Source organism: Streptomyces sp. NPDC050549 (genome assembly GCF_040655035.1).
In the GTDB taxonomy this organism is placed as follows: Bacteria; Actinomycetota; Actinomycetes; order Streptomycetales; family Streptomycetaceae; genus Streptomyces.
Genome location: NZ_JBFAJD010000004.1, coordinates 241,323 through 256,640 on the forward strand (window position 1 = coordinate 241,323; position 15,318 = coordinate 256,640).

A 15,318-nucleotide genomic window follows, 5' to 3' on the forward strand; every position below is an offset into this window, starting at 1 on the left:
TGTCAGCGGGCGTTGTCAGTGAGGGTCGATAGGGTCCCCGGCCATGACATCGACATCCCCGACGCCCCCGACGCCATCCGCCGAAGCCGACTTCGTGACCACCACCCGGATCTTCTACGACGCGGTCGCCGAGGACTACGCGGAGATGTTCGCCGGGGAGCTCACCGAGCCGCGGGACGGGGCGGTGCTGGCCGGCTTCGCCGAGCTGGTGGGCCGGGGCGGGGGCGGGCAGGTGGCCGACCTCGGCTGCGGTCCGGGTCGTACGACCGCGTATCTCGCCTCCCTCGGCCTGGACGTCTTCGGCCTCGACCTGTCCGGTTCGATGCTCGCGATCGCGCGCCGCGAGAACCCGGGCCTGAGCTTCCGGCAGGGTTCGATGCTGGAGCTGGACATCCCCGACGGGACGCTCGCGGGGGCGGTCTCCTGGTACTCGTCCGTCCACACCCCTGTGGACCGGCTTCCGTCCCTGTTCGCGGAGTTCCACCGCGTCCTGGCCCCCGGCGGGTATCTGCTCGTCGCCTTCCAGGCGGGCGACCAGCCCCTCACCCTCGACCGGCCCTTCGGCCACCCGGTCCGACTGGACTTCGAACGGCGGCGACCGGAGGCGATGGCCGGGCTGCTGGAGGCGGCGGGATTCGCGGTGGGGTCGCGGACCGTACGGGAGGCGAACACCGAGCTCGGCGAGTCGTCAGCGCAGGCGTTTCTGACCGGCCGCAGGGGTGCGGCTGTGCTCTAGGGCTCGGCGGGCGCCGACCTCGCTGGGGTATTCGCGGACGGTGAGCATGGCGGCGCACCAGCCGACGCCCCACGCGGCGAGCGCCGGCAGGACAGGGGCTGCGAGGAGTACTCCCACGCGGCCTGCGAGGGCCAGGCCCGTGGAACGGCGGGTCTCGTCGCGCTTACGGCTGCGGAACTCGTCGGGGGCGGGCGGGTCCTGGAGGTCCCGGTGATGATTCCGACGCTGCACCACCCACCCCCAGATCGGTGCCCCGCACGAAGCGATCACCTGCGCCCAGTCCCATACCGTGCGCACGCTCGGTGGCAGCACCGTCCGGAAGCCCCGATAGAGGCTGATCGCGGCGAAGCACAGGAAGGCCATGACGATCAGCAGGAGTACGGCTGTGCGCACTCGCCGCAGCCAGTAGCGCGACCCACGCTCGTACCAGGTCGTGCCGAGCCCCGGCAGGGCCGGGATCTTGGCGGGTGTCCGGGAAGCGGGGACGTCAGAAGAGGCTTGTGACCCCATGCCACACGTCCTTTCCCAGTCGTTCGAAGTCCTGCCCCGTGTTGGACAGGACGTTGCCGGTGCCATGCAGCACACCGCCGACCACCCCGTGGTCGTGGATGTCCTCACTCCAGTGCTCGTGCAGGGAGTGGTCGATGAGGCCGGTCGCTCCGATCACCACAAGGCCACCGCCTGCGGCGACCGCGAGCGCGGGGACCTCGAAGGGCAGTGCGGCCACCACGGCGCCAGTGGCCGCCGCACCGACCAATAGACCGCCGACGTTGGCACCCCCGTCCACCGCCACGGAATGCTGCCACGACCAGCCCTTGTCATGGTCCTCGGAGGCCTCCAGCAACCCGCAGGCACCGGCCGCGGCGACGTCCAGTACAGGGACCTCCTTGAGGAAGTCCGGCAGCTTGTCCAGGCTCTCGCCCGCGCGCAGCGCGTCCGCGGCATCGGCCAGCTTGACGTTCAGGGCGCGGTCGTAGGGAAGTTTGGTGCTGCCGTAGTCGGCGCGGGCCATGTCCTCTTCCAGCGACTGGACCTTGGCGACGGCGTCGGCGTAGGCGCCCTTGGCGGGAAAGTCCTTGGGGAGCGAGCGGCCGGCCTTCTGGAACGCCTTGCGTTCGGAGCGGAGTTCCTTCTTGGCCGCCTGCGCCTCGGACTTGGCGTCGTCGATCTCCGTGCGGGCCTTGGCGCCGTCGACCCGCGCGTCCTCGGCGTCGAAGGCGTACAGACCGCGCAGATAGTCGACGACGGTGATCTTGTCGCCGGAGGTCACCTCCGCCTTGCCGGTCACCTCCCCGTACAGCGCCTGCAACTGGTCCGCCGCCGCCAGCCGCGCCTTCTGCGCCGTGTGCAGGACCTCCTTGCGGACGGTGTCGTACTCGCTCATCGCGGAGAGCGTCTTCTGCTCGTCCGCACTGGGCGGATTCGCGGTGACTGTCGGCAGCGGGACGCCCTTGTCCCCCATCGACACGCCCTTCTTCGTCGCCACGTGCTCGGCGTTCTGCAGGGCCGTCTCGCAGGTGGAGAGCGCGTCGGCGAGCGTGTCCAGGATGTCGCCCGCCTCGTGGACGAGGGCGGCGAAGGCACCGGCGGTGACGGCGTCCTCGGTGTACGTGGCGCGGAAGGACTCCGCCGACTCGCCCTTCCAGCCCGCGTCGTCGGCCAGGGCTTCCACAGCACGGGTGAGGGGAGTGATGACGTCGTCGAGCTTGTCCTTGGCGTTCTTGTACGTCGTGGCCATCGTGCGGAGTCCGCCGATGTCGCCGCCGACCCAGCTGTCGCCCATCAGCCCTCTCCCACCATCAGGTCGTCGAACACGCCGTGGACGTCGATGTCGTGCCGGTGGAAGGAGTCGCGGGCGTATGCGATCTTGTCGCCCCGCTCGTCGAGCCGGTCGGCGAAACCGATGTGGAGGGCGACGATGAGATCGGCGACCTCCTTGATGGCGTGGTCGAGGGCGGAGTCCCCACCGCTCACCACGGGCGGGGCCACCTGGTCGTGCAGCTTCCGATAGTCCGTGGCCTGGTCGTGGAACGTCGTGGCCATCGAGGTCAGGTCGCTCATGACCGCTTTGAAGTCGGCCGACATCAGCGCACCTCTCGCGCGTAGGCGGCCAGATCGGCCAACTGCCAGTTGCGTTGTCCGGGAACCACCCGCGGATCGAGCAGCACGGTGACTCCCTGCTCGCCCACTCCTTCGGCCAGCGGCCCGAGGGAGGTGGCGACCCACGGCTGGGCCTCACCGAGCGCGGTGACCAGCTTCTCCAGGGTCGTGAAGGCGAAGGCCACGGTCCCGGTCGCGTCGGCGGGGTTCGCGAAGAGTTCGTACGCGATGAACGGCACGCGGACCGGCCGGCCGTCGTCGTACGTCGTGTCGACGTACCGGGGATGGGCAGGTACGAATACGGCCGTCTCGTACGGCGGCACACCGGGCTTGGGCCCCGGCCGCCCGTCCGCCGCCGCGCGAACCCGCGGCTCCGCCTCGGCGTAGTCGAGCAGACTGGAGCGGTGGGGCTCGGGCGGCCCCTCCGCGCCCGGTGGTTCGGCCTGGACGTACTCAAGAAGGCGTGACCGGTTCGGCTCCCCCACCGCCGTCTCCTCATCCCCGTAGGTCGTGATCGTCGCCATGGACGTGTTCGCGCCATCACAGTAGCCACCGACCGAGGGCCCAAATCCGGCTATGTCAGGCCTACCGGCCCGTTGCATGCGCAATGCATACGGCCGCTTGGGCGCAGCCTGGCCATCACTTGACCCGGTGATGACCAGGCCGTGCCGCCAGCCCTGCGGCCGCTACAGCGCCCCCGCCAGATCCAGCGCCGCCACATACCCGAACGTCATCGCCGGGCCGATCGTCGAGCCCGCGCCCGCGTAGCTGTGGCCCATCACCGCCGCGCTCGCGTTGCCCGCCGCGTACAGGCCCGGGATCACCGAACCGTCCGCCCGCAGCACCCGCGCCCGTGCGTCCGTGCGCATGCCGCCCTTGGTGCCGAGGTCGCCGGGGACGATGCGGAGGGCGTAGTACGGGGGCAGCCAGAGCGGGGCGAGGCAGGAGTTGGGGAGGATGGAGGGGTCCGTGTAGTAGTGGTCGTAGGCGCTGTCGCCGCGCCCGAAGTCCGTGTCCTTGCCGCTCGCCGCAAGGGAGTTGAAGCGGCTGACGGTGGAGCGGAGGGCGGCGGCCGGGACCCCGATGGAGGTGGCCAGGGAATCCAGCGTCCACGCCTTGCAGGCCGCGCCCGAGCTGTACCAGTCGTCGGGGAAGGCGAACGTCGGCAGCACGTCCCTGAAGAGGTAGCGGTTGCGGTAGTTCTGGTCGACGATCAGCCAGGCCGGGATGTCGGGGGCGGCGGCGTTGCGGTCGTACATCGTGTGGACGACGTCGCTGTAGGGGGCGGCCTCGTTGACGAAGCGGGAACCGGCCTGGTTGATCAACAGGCCGCCGGGGAGGGTGCGTTCGGCGAGGCAGAAGTAGGGGTCGGCGGGGAGCGGGATGGTGGGGCCCCACCAGGCGTCGTCCATCAGCGCGAGCGAAGCACCGGCCCTCTGGCCCGCCTGGATGCCGTCGCCGGTGTTCTCCTTCGCGCCCACGGTCCAGTCCGTGCCGATGGGCCGGCGCTGGTACTGGGCGCGCATGGCCGCGTTGTGCTCGAAGCCGCCGGAGCCGACCACGACCCCGCGCCGGGCGCGGACCAGTCCGGCGGTTCCGTTGCGGGTGACGACGGCTCCGGTGACGCCGCCGCTCTCCAAGTACAGGTCGCTCAAAGGGGTGTTGAGCCACACCGGCACCTGCGCGGACTGGAGTCCGGCGCGCAGTCCGGCGGCGAGGGACTGCCCCATGGTGAGCGGCTTCTGCCCGAGCAGCGCCGCCTGCGTGCCCCGGGCCAGGCATTCGGTCGCTACGGCGGCGCCCTTGACGTCGACCGCGGACAGGGCGAGCCACTTGTAGTCGGCGCTGAAGACGACCATGCCGGCCGGGACGGTGAGGTACGGCGGGTTGAGGTGGGCGAGTTCGGTGCCGAGGATGTTGCCGTCGAGCTGATCGGGTTCTATGGAACGGCCGCCCGGGAGGCCGCCCGGCAACTCCGGGTAGTAGTCGCTGTATCCCTCCATCCAGCGGAAGCGCAGCGGGCTGTTCGCCATCACGAAGGAGATCATGGCGGGGCCGTGGGCGAGGAAGGACTGCTGGCGGTCGGCGGGAACGTCGGCGCCGACGACGGCGGAGAGGTAGGCGGCGGCCTTGGCGGGAGTGTCCGGGACTCCGGCGGCCAGGATCACGGGGTTGTTGGGGATCCAGATCCCGGCCCCCGAGCGGGCGGCCGAGCCCCCGAAGGTCGGCGCCTTCTCGACCACGACACAGCTCAGGCCCTGCTTGGCGGCGGTCAGCGCGGCGGTCATCCCGGCCGCTCCCGACCCGATCACCACGACGTCGTAGGTGCCGAGGAGGGGAAGGTCGGCCGCGTGGGCCGAGGAGGAGACTCCGGCGACGGCGAGCGCGGCGACCGCACCACCGGCCAACACGCTTCTTCTGCCCGGGAGTTCCACATGTGCGTCCGTGCTCGGGGTCATGGCCGCTCCAGCCCGACGGGGAAATGGGCTGGGAATGTCGCGCGGGGGTCTTGTGAAGTCAATAACCAGGTCTGCACCACATCACCAAATCGCCCCGAACGGCGCTTAGTTCGCGTACAGCGCCTCGATGTCCCGCTCGAAGTCCCGCATCACGAACTCCCTCCGCAGCTTCATCGACGGCGTCAGATGTCCCGCCGCCTCGGTGAAGTCCACCGGGAGGACGCTGAAGCGGCGGATGGACTCGGGACGGGAGACCAGCTTGTTGGCGTCGTCGACGGCGCGTTGCAGGACCGCTCTCAACTCCTCGTCGTCGACCAGGAGTTCGGCGGGGACCGGGTGTTTGCCGTTCATCTGGCGCCAGTGGGTGATGCCTTCGAGGTCGAGGGTGATGAGGGCGGCGACGTAGGGGCGGCGGTCGCCGACGACGATGCACTGGGCGATCAGGGGGTGGGCGCGCAGCCAGTTCTCCAGCGGGGCCGGCGCCACGTTCTTGCCGCCCGCGGTGATCAGGATCTCCTTCTTGCGGCCGGTGATGGTCAGATAGCCGTCGTCGTCGAGGTGGCCGATGTCACCGGTGGCGAGCCAGCCGTCCTGGGAGGCGGGGGCGACCCCGTCGCCGTGGGGGTCCCAGTAGCCGCGGAAGACCTGGCCGCCGGCGAGCAGGATCTCGCCGTCGGAGGCGATCCGGACCTTGGTGCCGGGCATCGGCCAACCCACTGTCCCCAGGCGGGGCTTGAGGGGCGGCGTGCAGGTCGCCGCCGCCGTGGTCTCGGTGAGGCCGTAGCCCTCGAAGATCTCGATGCCCGCGCCGGCGTAGAACGCGGCGAGCCGGCGGCCCAGCGGCGAGCCGCCGCAGATGACGTAACGGAGCTTGCCTCCCAGCGCGTTGCGGATCTTGCGGTAGACGAGCGGGTCGTAGAAGGCGCGGGCCGTTCTCAGCGGGCCGCTGGGGCCCGAGCCCTTGCCCGACTGGCGGGTCTCCACGGCCTCGCCGTAGCGGACGGCCGCGTTGGTCGCGCGGTCGAAGACCTTGCCGCGGCCGCCCTTCTCCGCCTTGGCCCGGGCGTTGTTGAAGACCTTCTCCAGCATGTACGGGATGGCCAGCAGGAAGGTGGGCTGGAAGCTGGCGAGATCGGCGAGCAGGTCCTCGGACTTGAGGCTCGCGGCGTGGCCGAGGCGGACCCGGGCGCGGATGCAGGCGACCGCGACCATCCGGCCGAAGACATGGGAGTAGGGGAGGAAGAGGAGCGTGGAGGGTTCCTCGTTCTGCTTGTTCTTGAAGACGCCGTAGAGGAGTTCGATCGCGTTGTCGACCTCGGCGAGGAAGTTGCCGTGGGTGATCGCGCAGCCCTTGGGGCGGCCGGTGGTGCCGGAGGTGTAGATGACGGTGGCGAGCGTGTCGGGCAGCAACACCCCGCGCCGTACGGCGACTTCCTGGTCCGGGACGGTCCGGCCCAGCTCGGCCAGCCGGTCCAGGTGGCCCTTCTCGAAGATCCACATGTGGCGCAGGTCGGGCAGCCGGGGCGTCTCCGGGCCGAGCGCCGACGCCTGCGCGACCGTCTCGGCGGCCATCGCCACCGCACCCGTGTCCTGGAGGATCCAGCGGATCTGGAAGAGGGAGGAGGTCGGGTAGATGGGGACGGTGACCAGACCGGCGGCCCATGCGGCGAAGTCGAGGAGTGTCCACTCGTACGAGGTGCGCGCCATGACCGCGATCCGGTCGCCCGGCGCGAGGCCCTCCGCGATCAGCCCCTTGGCGACGGCCTGCACCTGCTCGGCGAACTCGGCCGCCGTGACATCCACCCAACTCCCGTCCTCCGCCTGTCTGCTGAGGACCAGGTGGTCGGGGGCCGCCGCCGCGTTCTCGAACGGCACGTCGGCGAGCGAGCCGTGCGTGGCCGGCGGCACGAGCGGCGGCACGGAGACTTCGCGGACCACGCCGTCCAGCCGCCGTATCTCGGGCTCGACGAGTACGGGCGCGCCGTCGTAGTCGTAGCCGGACGGGTAGGCGAGGGACATGGCAGCTCCTGAGGCGCGCAGCTTGTACCGCTCTGCTGCATTAGGTACGCGTGAGGCGTACCGAGGTGTTCATCCACGACCGACGGCCGGGTGTTACCTCGGGTCAGGTCGAAGATCGTACGGGTCCCTCGTGGGGACTTTGTGCGGGTTCGGGGATGGTACGGAGCCGGGCCTGTGCAACCTCGGCGGGTTCGCAGCGTTTTGTCGGCCATGGGCCGGCCGCGCGCCGCCGGTGCGTCGTCCATGCACCCGCCATGAGCCGCCCGGCTCGCCCCACTTGGCCTTACCTACGGTAACCTTACTCCGAAGTAAGCCGAAAAGAGCCGCCCAGGACACCACCCGGGAGTGGGACATGGCCAACCCCTATCCACCCCTCACCGACACCCCAGCGCTCACCCCGCTCCTTCTCCGCGGCGCCCTCCTCTCCCCCTTCAAACGGCCCCGCGCCGACGCCGAGTTCCCCCGCACCCGGCTCGTCCTGCCCGGCGTCCGCGTCGACCTGGCCAAGCTGGCCGCCTACGAGCGGGTGTGCGGCTTCCCCACCGGCGACGACGCCCTGCCCGTCACCTATCCGCACATCCTCGGCTTCCCGCTCGCCATGCGCCTGATGAGCTGCCGGGCCTTCCCGCTGCCACTGCTCGGCCTGGTCCACACCTCGGTGGAGATCACCCGGCACACGGCGACACCGGCCACCGGGGAGTACGAACTCACTGTCTACATCAATGAATTGGCCCCGCACAGACGCGGCACCGAAGCGACCGTCACGACGGAGATGCGGGCCGACGGCGCACTCGTGTGGGAGTCACGGAGCACCTATCTCGCCCGGCACCGCACCGAGGCGCAGGCACCCGGCACGACCGAGGAGCCGAAGCCGTTGCCCACCGTCGCCGAGTGGCGGCTCGGCGAGGACGTGGGCCGGCGCTACGGTGCCGCGTCCGGCGACCGCAACCCCATCCACCTCTACCCGCTCACCGCCCGCCTGTTCGGCTTCCCCCGCGCCATCGCGCACGGCATGTGGACGGCGGCCCGCTGCCTCGCCGCCCACGGGACCCCCGAACGCGCGCTGGTCCGGGCCGAGTTCAGGGCCCCGGTGCTACTGCCGGGAACCGTGGAGTACGCGGCCCTCGGCGACCGCTTCGCCCTGCGTGACGCGACCGGCCGGATCCACGTGGAGGGGTTCGTGCGCCGGGCCGTTGCCTGAACCCGCATGAACACTGGGCGAACAAAAGACGTCCGGCTCCTGTCGGTGCATCGCGAAACCCCGGGCGAACAAAGGGCCCTTGAGGATCCCGCACAGGAAAACCCCAGCCCGCCCAAGGCACTTTCAAGCGATCGCTCATACGTTCCTCAGGGTTCCTTCTTACCCTCGGCTCACTTCGCCGGACCCGCCAGGAAGGGCCCCTGAGCCATGCCCCCCAGACGCATCGCCGTACTCGCCGACTCGGACACCCGCTGGAAGTGGGGCGCGTCCGTGGCACAGCAGATCGCCCCGGGGCACGCCCTCGACGCGTACTTCCTGCGCGGCCGGTCGACCCCCACCGAGCGGCAGCTCGCCGAGATCGGCATCGAACCCGACAGCCGGCGCGAACTCCCCACCGCCGAACTGGTCGACGACGCGGAACTGGCCGACGCGGACATCGTCGTCATGGCCGTCTCCGGCGGCACGGTCCTCGCCCTCACCCACAGCCTCGGCCTCGCCTGGGCGGGCCGCGAACACCGGCCCATCACCGTCACCGGATACGTCGGCGTCGTCTACGAGAAGATGATCGACGGACTGCTCACCCGCGGCGGCACCGACATCGTCCTCGCCAACTCCACCTACGACGCCCGCCGGTTCGGCGCCGCGTTCGCGAGCGTCGGGGTCGACCCGGACTCGGTCGTGGAGTGCGCGCTGCCCTTCCTCGGCGGCGAACCCTACCGGCCGTCCACCGAGCGGCCGTTCACCCTCACCTTCGCCGTCCAGCCCTCCGTGCCCAAGAGCAAGCAGGACCGGCTGCGGCTCCTGGAGCGGGCCGCCGCGCACGCCCGGCGCCACCCCGACCGCCAGGTCCTCATGAAGCTGCGCAGCCTCCCCGGCGAACACACCACCCACGTCGAGGCCGACCCCTACCAGCTCCTCGTCCAGAACCTGGCCGAACCCGCCCCCGCCAACCTCCAGTTGGTCTACGGCAACATGGGCGAGGTCCTCGACCGCACCGACCTGCTGGTCACCGTCAGCTCCACCGCCGCGCTGGAATCGATGCAGCGGGGCATACCCACCGCGATCCTCACCGACTTCGGCGTCCGCGAGGCACACGGCAACCACTACTTCATCCACTCCGGCTGCCTGGCCTCCTGGGACGAACTCGACGCCGGCGCCCTGCCGTTGCCCGACCCCGCCTGGGCCGACGCCCAGGGCATCGGCAAGAGCGACCCCTACGCCGCCGCCCGCACCCGCGTGGCCGCGCTGCGCGCCGCGGGACCGCTGCCGACGCTGCGCCCCTACTACACGCCGGAGCGCGCCGGCATCTACCTGAGCGGCCTGCTCACCCGCAACGGCTTCGACGAGAAGGGCCGCCCACTGAACACCCCGCTGGGCGCGGGCGGCTCGGGCCGGGTGAAGAGGGCCGTACGAGGAGTGGCCAGGCGCGGCGCCAAGGCCGTGTACCGGGTGGGATATCAGCGGGTGGCGCCGACGCTGCGCAAGTGGGGAGCCGTGTGAGGCATACGGCACCCTCCGGCCGTCGTTCCTAGGACCGGTCCTCGGCGGCGGTCGGCGGTGACCAGGGCCGCCCCTCCATCAGGTTGCCGAGGCCGGCCCACGCGAAGTTCATCAGGGTCGCCGCCGTCTGCCTGGCGCTGACGCCCGGGGTCGCGTTGGACCAGGCGGCGAGGGACTCGGCGGCACCGACCAGTGCCTCCGCGAGCCCGGCCACCTCGCGCTCGGCGAGGTCGGGGTCACGGTCGCGGTGTGCCTCGCGGGCGGTGACCGCGATCAACTCGGTGACGAACGCGACGAGTTCGGCGCGCAGCGCGGCCACCTCGGCCGCGAAGGGCTCGCCGTGGGTGCGTGCCTGGAGATGCAGGACGGACCAGCCGTCCGGATGCTGGGCGGTGTGGGTGAAGAACGCCCGCAGCCCGTCCCAGAGTTGGCGGTCGGCGGGCAAACGGGTGTCGACCCCGGCCCGTACCGCCTCGGTCAGCGCCTGGCCCTCGCGCCGGATGCACGCGGTGAACAGGTCTTCCTTCGAGTTCAGATAGAGATACACCAACGGCTTGGACACGCCCGCGAGTTCGGCTATCTCGTCCATCGACGCGGCCATGTAGCCGCGCTGTCCGAAGGTCCGCACGGCGGCGTCGAGCATCTGCTGCTCACGGACCGCACGCGGCATCCGCTTGGTCTTCACGGCACCCATGGGGCAAGGGTAGTTCGGCCGGCCCGGGTGTCAGGAAGTCTGCCCCTGCGGACCTGCGGCGTCCACCGCCTCGTCCTCCTGGTTGCGGTTGGCGTCCAGGTTCGCCTTCATCCGGTCGACGCGCTCGACAATCTGCACCGAGGCCCGGTCCCGCACCCCGCGCAGCACCACGAAGCTGATCGGCGCCGAGATCACCAGCGCCAGCAGCACGATCCACATGCCGTTGGACTCACCGAAGCCGCGCGGGAAGACGCCGAGGTAGACGAGGCCCCAGACGACTCCGAGGCAGCCCGCGAAGACCCCGAGGCGCATCAGTGTGTAGCGGAACATCTCAATCCACTCTTCCGTAACCGTGACGAACAGGCCCAACCAGTGAAGCACGCGCCCCCACCGATCTTCGGGCGGGGTGCGCGGCTCACAGCAGGGGCAGCAGCATGAAGACGTCGTCCCGGTCGTCCCCCGGGGCGACGCGGATCGCGCCGGGCACCCGGCCGACCTCCTTGTAGCCGCAGGAGCCGTAGAACCGCTCCAGGCCGTTCCCGCCCCGGCAGGTGAGGCGGATCGCCTCGATGCCGTCGAGACCGCGGGCGGCCTCCTCGGCGGCGGCCAGCAGATCCCGCCCGTAGCCCTTGCCCTGGTGGCGGGGGTGGACCATCACCGTGTAGAGCCACAGCCAGTGCAGCATCAGCCGGTGCGTGTTGAACGCGAGGAACACGGTCGCGGCGACCGCGCCTGTCTCGTCCCGGCCGACCAGCAGCCGGGTGCGGCCCTCCGCCATGGAGACGAAGTGCTTGATCAGCTCGGGCCGTATCTCGTCCACCGTGACCGGCGCGACGAAGCCGACCGAGCCGCCCGCGTTGGAGACGTCCGCCCAGAGGGCGAGGATCTCCTCACGCAGGGCAGGGGTTATCGCGGGGTCCAGTTCGAAAGTGAGTGCCATCGTTCCGTTCAGACTCGCATCGGCTGCGGGGACTCGCGCCGCGCCGGGTCCGGGCCGTCGTACTCGCGGATGATCTCGTAGCGTGTGTTCCGCTCGACCGGCTGGAAACCGGCGTCGCGGATCAGGTCGAGGAGGTCGTCGCGGGTGAGCTTGTTCGGAGTGCCGTAGTTGTCGGCGTCGTGCGTGATCTTGTACTCGACGACCGAGCCGTCCATGTCGTCCGCGCCGTGCTGGAGAGCGAGCTGCGCGGTCTGGACGCCGTGCATCACCCAGAAGACCTTGACGTGCGGGACGTTGTCGAAGAGGAGCCGGGAGACCGCGAAGGTCTTCAGGGCCTCCGCGCCGGTCGCCATCTGCGTGCGCGCCTGCAGACGATTCCGGACCTTGCCGTCCTTCATGTCCACGAAGTCGTGCTGGTAGCGCAGCGGGATGAAGACCTGGAAGCCGCCGGTCTCGTCCTGGAGTTCACGCAGCCGCAGCACGTGGTCCACGCGGTGACGCGGCTCCTCGATGTGGCCGTAGAGCATGGTGCACGGGGTCTTCAGACCCTTCTCGTGCGCCAGCCGGTGGATGCGCGACCAGTCCTCCCAGTGCGTGCGGTGGTCCACGATGTGCTGGCGGACCTCCCAGTCGAAGATCTCCGCGCCGCCGCCGGTGAGGGATTCGAGACCGGCGTCGATCAGCTCGTCGAGGATCTCGGAGGCGGAGAGCCCCGAGATCGTCTCGAAGTGATGGATCTCCGTCGCCGTGAAGGCCTTCAGCGAGACGTTCGGGAGGGCCTTCTTCAGCTCGCTCAGGGAGCGCGGGTAGTAGCGCCAGGGGAGGTTCGGGTGCAGGCCGTTGACGATGTGCAGCTCTGTGAGGTTCTCGCCCTCCATCGCCTTGGCGAGGCGGACGGCCTCCTCGATGCGCATCGTGTACGCGTCCTTCTCGCCCGGCTTGCGCTGGAACGAGCAGTAGGCGCACGACGCGGTGCACACATTGGTCATGTTGAGGTGGCGGTTGACGTTGAAGTGGACGACATCGCCGTTCTTCCGCGTCCGCACCTCGTGCGCCAGCCCGCCCAGCCAGGCCAGGTCGTCCGACTCGTACAGCGCGACGCCGTCCTCGCGGGACAGCCGCTCACCGGAGCGGACCTTCTGCTCCAGCTCGCGCTTGAGCCCGACATCCATGCCCATACCTCTTCCTGAGACAGCCTTCTTGAACGGTACGCCTACGCCTCTTCGGGCAGCTCTCCGACCCGGTTCTCCCACTTCGTGGAGAGCACGATGGTCGTACGAGTACGGGACACGCCCTTGGTCCCGGACAGCCGCCGGATGGTCTTCTCCAGCCCGTCCACGTCCGGTGCCCGCACCTTGAGCATGAACGAGTCCTCGCCCGCGATGAACCAGCAGTCCTCGATCTCACTGAGGTCCTTCAGCCGGGCCGCCACGTCCTCGTGGTCGGCGGCGTCCGAGAGGGAGATGCCGATCAGGGCGATCACGCCGAGGCCGAGCGAGGCCGAGTCGACGGTCGCGCGGTAACCGGTGATGACACCGGCCGCCTCCAGCCGGTTGATGCGGTCGGTGACGCTGGGTCCCGACAGGCCGACGAGGCGCCCCAGCTCCGCGTAGGAGGCCCGGCCGTTCTCTCTCAGGGCCTGGATGAGCTGCCTGTCCACCGCGTCCATGCGATCGATTGCCTTCCGGTGATGAGGATGAATTCGTGGGTGCCGTACGTCAGTTGTCGGTGGTGCGGGAACCCCCGAGGTCGCCCTTCCACCGGCGGTACAGATCGTGCTCGACGCCCGCCGCGTCCAGAACCCGCCCGGCGACGAAGTCCACCAGGTCCTGGATGTGGGTGGCGCCGGCGTAGAAACCGGGCGAGGCCGGCACCACGGCCGCGCCCAGATCGTCCAGGGTCACCAGGTGCCGCAGCGTCTGCCCGTTCAACGGGGTCTCGCGTACGGACACCACCAGCCTGCGCCGCTCCTTGAGAGTCACGCTCGCCGCCCGCTGCAGCAGGTCCTTGCTCAGCCCGAGGGCGACCCCGGCGACACAGGCGGTCGACGCGGGCACGATCAGCATCCCCTTCGCGGGGTACGACCCCGAGGACGGCCCCGCCGCGAGGTCGCCCGCGCTCCAGTGCCGTACGGCATCGATGTCGGGCTCGAAGGTGCCGGGCTTGCCGTCGGCGCCGCGGGCCAGCCATTCGCGCAGGTCGTCCTGCCAGTGCGCGTCCCTGAAGGAGATCCCCGTCTCGTCGAGGAGGGTGAGCCGGGACGCCCGGGACACGACGAGGTCGACACTCTCGCCTGCGTCGAGGAGCCCGCGCAGCACCGCAGCCGCGTATGGGGTGCCGGAAGCGCCGGACACCCCTACGATCCAAGGCGTACGCGGCGTCTCTCCTGGCTTGACTGGGTTCACGACACCGAGCCTAGCTGGCGTCGCGAAGCGGGAACCGGCCAAGGGTGCCGGGGCGTTCTTCTGTGGGGACGAGTGGACCGTGGGGGGTGCCATGTCCGGTACGGAGTTGGCGTGGTCGCGGGGCGACCGCGCGAAGGCGGCGGCCAAGCTGATGGTGGGCTGGGTCGCGCTGTTGTGGCTGCTCGAAGCGGTGGACGTGGTGTCCGGCCACGCGCTGGACAGCCTCGGGATCGTGCCGCGTGAGCCCTCCCAGCTGATCGACATCGTGCCGGCCGCGTTCATCCACTTCGGCTTCGCCCATGTGGCCGCGAACAGTGTGCCGCTGCTGGTGTTCGGCTTCCTCGCCGCGCTGGGCGGCATCCGCCGCTTCGCCGCGGTCTGCGCCCTGATCATCGTCGCGGACGGTCTCGGCGTGTGGCTCATATCCCCGGCCCACACCAACACGGCGGGCGCCTCCGGCCTGATCTTCGGCCTCTTCGGCTTCCTCCTGATCACCGGCTTCGTCGAGCGCCGCCCGCTGGGCATAGCCGTCGGCCTGCTGATCGGCGCCGTCTGGGGCACGTCGATCCTGCTCGGGCTCGCGCCCACGCAGTCGGGGGTGAGCTGGCAGGCGCATCTGGTCGGACTGGCCGCAGGGGTGGGGGCGGCGTTCGCGTTCCGGCGCCCCGCCCAACAGAGGCCGGCGCTTCAGGCCTGAGGGCGGGCTTTCGGGTCGACCGGAAGGTGCGCGGTCGGGATCGTCAGCTTGCCCAGGGGGGAGTCGACGGTGAGGTCGGGGCCGTAGGGGAGGGTGTCGCGACCTCGATAGCCGTCTGGGCCGGGGTTCCACATCGTGACGGCGTGGCCCTTGAGAGGGTCGAGGACAAGGTAGTTGGCAATGCCTCGGGAGGCATACCACTGGGCCTTGATTTCGTAGTCGCGGCGGATGCTTTCCGGGGACACGACCTCGGCGACGAACTCGATCAGATCGAACGGGTAAGCACTCAGGTTCTCGGCCTCCGCCTCGGCGGGAATGACAGCGAGGTCGGGACAGAACTCATTGGCGTCGTCGAAGGGGAAAGCCACATCGCTCACCACGGCCCAGCCCTGGGGCAGTTGATCCTCGACAATCGCCCATAGACGCTGGATGGTTCGTCCGTGGAACGCCCTGACCGGGTTCATCACGATGCTGCCCTCGACAATCTCCGTCAGATAGCCGGGGAACATGCCCTCCAGCTTGCTGAGCTGCGAGTGCAGGCGGTCGATGCCCGAGACGGTCACGCTG

17 protein-coding genes are annotated in these 15,318 nt (G+C 70.1%); 4 read left to right on the plus strand and 13 right to left on the minus strand.

The genetic code is table 11. The features are described 5' to 3' along the window. Positions 1–43: 43 nt before the first annotated feature. A complete protein-coding gene (locus tag AB0I51_RS09060; protein ID WP_362972883.1) occupies positions 44–736 on the plus strand; it encodes a methyltransferase domain-containing protein in 693 nt (230 codons plus the stop codon). On the opposite strand, the gene AB0I51_RS09065 is transcribed toward AB0I51_RS09060, so the two are convergent. The 6 genes from AB0I51_RS09065 to AB0I51_RS09090 form a co-directional block, all read right to left on the minus strand. Next, positions 689–1,246, minus strand: a complete 558-nt coding sequence (locus AB0I51_RS09065; protein ID WP_362972885.1) for a hypothetical protein — start codon at positions 1,244–1,246, stop codon at positions 689–691. The two genes, AB0I51_RS09060 and AB0I51_RS09065, sit on opposite strands and share 48 nt — an antisense overlap. Then, complete coding sequence (locus AB0I51_RS09070) at positions 1,224–2,519, minus strand: hypothetical protein (RefSeq protein WP_362972887.1); 1,296 nt, start codon at positions 2,517–2,519, stop codon at positions 1,224–1,226. Before AB0I51_RS09070 ends, AB0I51_RS09065 begins: the two co-directional genes overlap by 23 nt. Next, on the minus strand, positions 2,519–2,821 hold the full coding sequence (locus AB0I51_RS09075) for a DUF6317 family protein (RefSeq protein WP_362972889.1): 303 nt from the start codon (positions 2,819–2,821) through the stop codon (positions 2,519–2,521). Before AB0I51_RS09075 ends, AB0I51_RS09070 begins: the two co-directional genes overlap by 1 nt. Beyond that, a complete protein-coding gene (locus AB0I51_RS09080; protein ID WP_362972891.1) occupies positions 2,821–3,360 on the minus strand; it encodes an SAV_915 family protein in 540 nt (179 codons plus the stop codon). Before AB0I51_RS09080 ends, AB0I51_RS09075 begins: the two co-directional genes overlap by 1 nt. Before the next feature lie 162 nt (positions 3,361–3,522). Beyond that, positions 3,523–5,295, minus strand: coding sequence for a 3-oxosteroid 1-dehydrogenase (kstD, locus tag AB0I51_RS09085; RefSeq protein ID WP_362972893.1), 1,773 nt, complete (start codon positions 5,293–5,295; stop codon positions 3,523–3,525). Between the two features lie 105 nt (positions 5,296–5,400). After that, positions 5,401–7,314 (minus strand): AMP-dependent synthetase/ligase, encoded by a 1,914-nt coding sequence (locus AB0I51_RS09090; protein WP_362972895.1) that lies wholly within the window; start codon positions 7,312–7,314, stop codon positions 5,401–5,403. A 352-nt stretch (positions 7,315–7,666) separates the two neighbouring features. Here AB0I51_RS09090 and AB0I51_RS09095 point away from each other — a divergent pair, with 352 nt between their 5' ends. Together AB0I51_RS09095 and AB0I51_RS09100 are read left to right on the plus strand one after the other, a co-directional pair. Beyond that, positions 7,667–8,515: a MaoC/PaaZ C-terminal domain-containing protein gene (locus AB0I51_RS09095; protein ID WP_362972897.1), complete on the plus strand. Its 849-nt coding sequence runs from the start codon at positions 7,667–7,669 to the stop codon at positions 8,513–8,515. Between the two features lie 207 nt (positions 8,516–8,722). Further along, a complete protein-coding gene (locus AB0I51_RS09100; RefSeq protein ID WP_362972899.1) occupies positions 8,723–10,015 on the plus strand; it encodes a DUF6716 putative glycosyltransferase in 1,293 nt (430 codons plus the stop codon). 28 nt (positions 10,016–10,043) lie between these two features. Here AB0I51_RS09100 and AB0I51_RS09105 read toward each other — a convergent pair whose 3' ends face one another. The 6 genes from AB0I51_RS09105 to AB0I51_RS09130 form a co-directional block, all read right to left on the minus strand. Then, on the minus strand, positions 10,044–10,709 hold the full coding sequence (locus tag AB0I51_RS09105) for a TetR/AcrR family transcriptional regulator (RefSeq protein ID WP_362972901.1): 666 nt from the start codon (positions 10,707–10,709) through the stop codon (positions 10,044–10,046). 30 nt (positions 10,710–10,739) lie between these two features. Then, on the minus strand, positions 10,740–11,039 hold the full coding sequence (locus AB0I51_RS09110) for a DUF4229 domain-containing protein (RefSeq protein ID WP_019074321.1): 300 nt from the start codon (positions 11,037–11,039) through the stop codon (positions 10,740–10,742). An 85-nt stretch (positions 11,040–11,124) separates the two neighbouring features. Continuing rightward, positions 11,125–11,649, minus strand: a complete 525-nt coding sequence (locus tag AB0I51_RS09115) for a GNAT family N-acetyltransferase (protein ID WP_362972904.1) — start codon at positions 11,647–11,649, stop codon at positions 11,125–11,127. 8 nt (positions 11,650–11,657) lie between these two features. Further along, positions 11,658–12,821, minus strand: coding sequence for an aminofutalosine synthase MqnE (gene mqnE / locus AB0I51_RS09120; RefSeq protein ID WP_019074323.1), 1,164 nt, complete (start codon positions 12,819–12,821; stop codon positions 11,658–11,660). A gap of 41 nt (positions 12,822–12,862) precedes the next feature. Further along, entirely contained in the window at positions 12,863–13,318 is a 456-nt protein-coding gene (locus AB0I51_RS09125; protein WP_262063773.1) for an Lrp/AsnC family transcriptional regulator, read from the minus strand. 49 nt (positions 13,319–13,367) lie between these two features. Continuing rightward, positions 13,368–14,054: a UbiX family flavin prenyltransferase gene (locus AB0I51_RS09130; RefSeq protein ID WP_362972906.1), complete on the minus strand. Its 687-nt coding sequence runs from the start codon at positions 14,052–14,054 to the stop codon at positions 13,368–13,370. A 91-nt stretch (positions 14,055–14,145) separates the two neighbouring features. Between AB0I51_RS09130 and AB0I51_RS09135 the strand changes: the two genes are divergently transcribed. Then, complete coding sequence (locus tag AB0I51_RS09135) at positions 14,146–14,751, plus strand: rhomboid family intramembrane serine protease (RefSeq protein WP_362972907.1); 606 nt, start codon at positions 14,146–14,148, stop codon at positions 14,749–14,751. On the opposite strand, the gene AB0I51_RS09140 is transcribed toward AB0I51_RS09135, so the two are convergent. Beyond that, positions 14,742–15,314: a Uma2 family endonuclease gene (locus AB0I51_RS09140; RefSeq protein WP_362972909.1), complete on the minus strand. Its 573-nt coding sequence runs from the start codon at positions 15,312–15,314 to the stop codon at positions 14,742–14,744. The genes AB0I51_RS09135 and AB0I51_RS09140 overlap by 10 nt on opposite strands. Positions 15,315–15,318 lie beyond the last annotated feature (4 nt).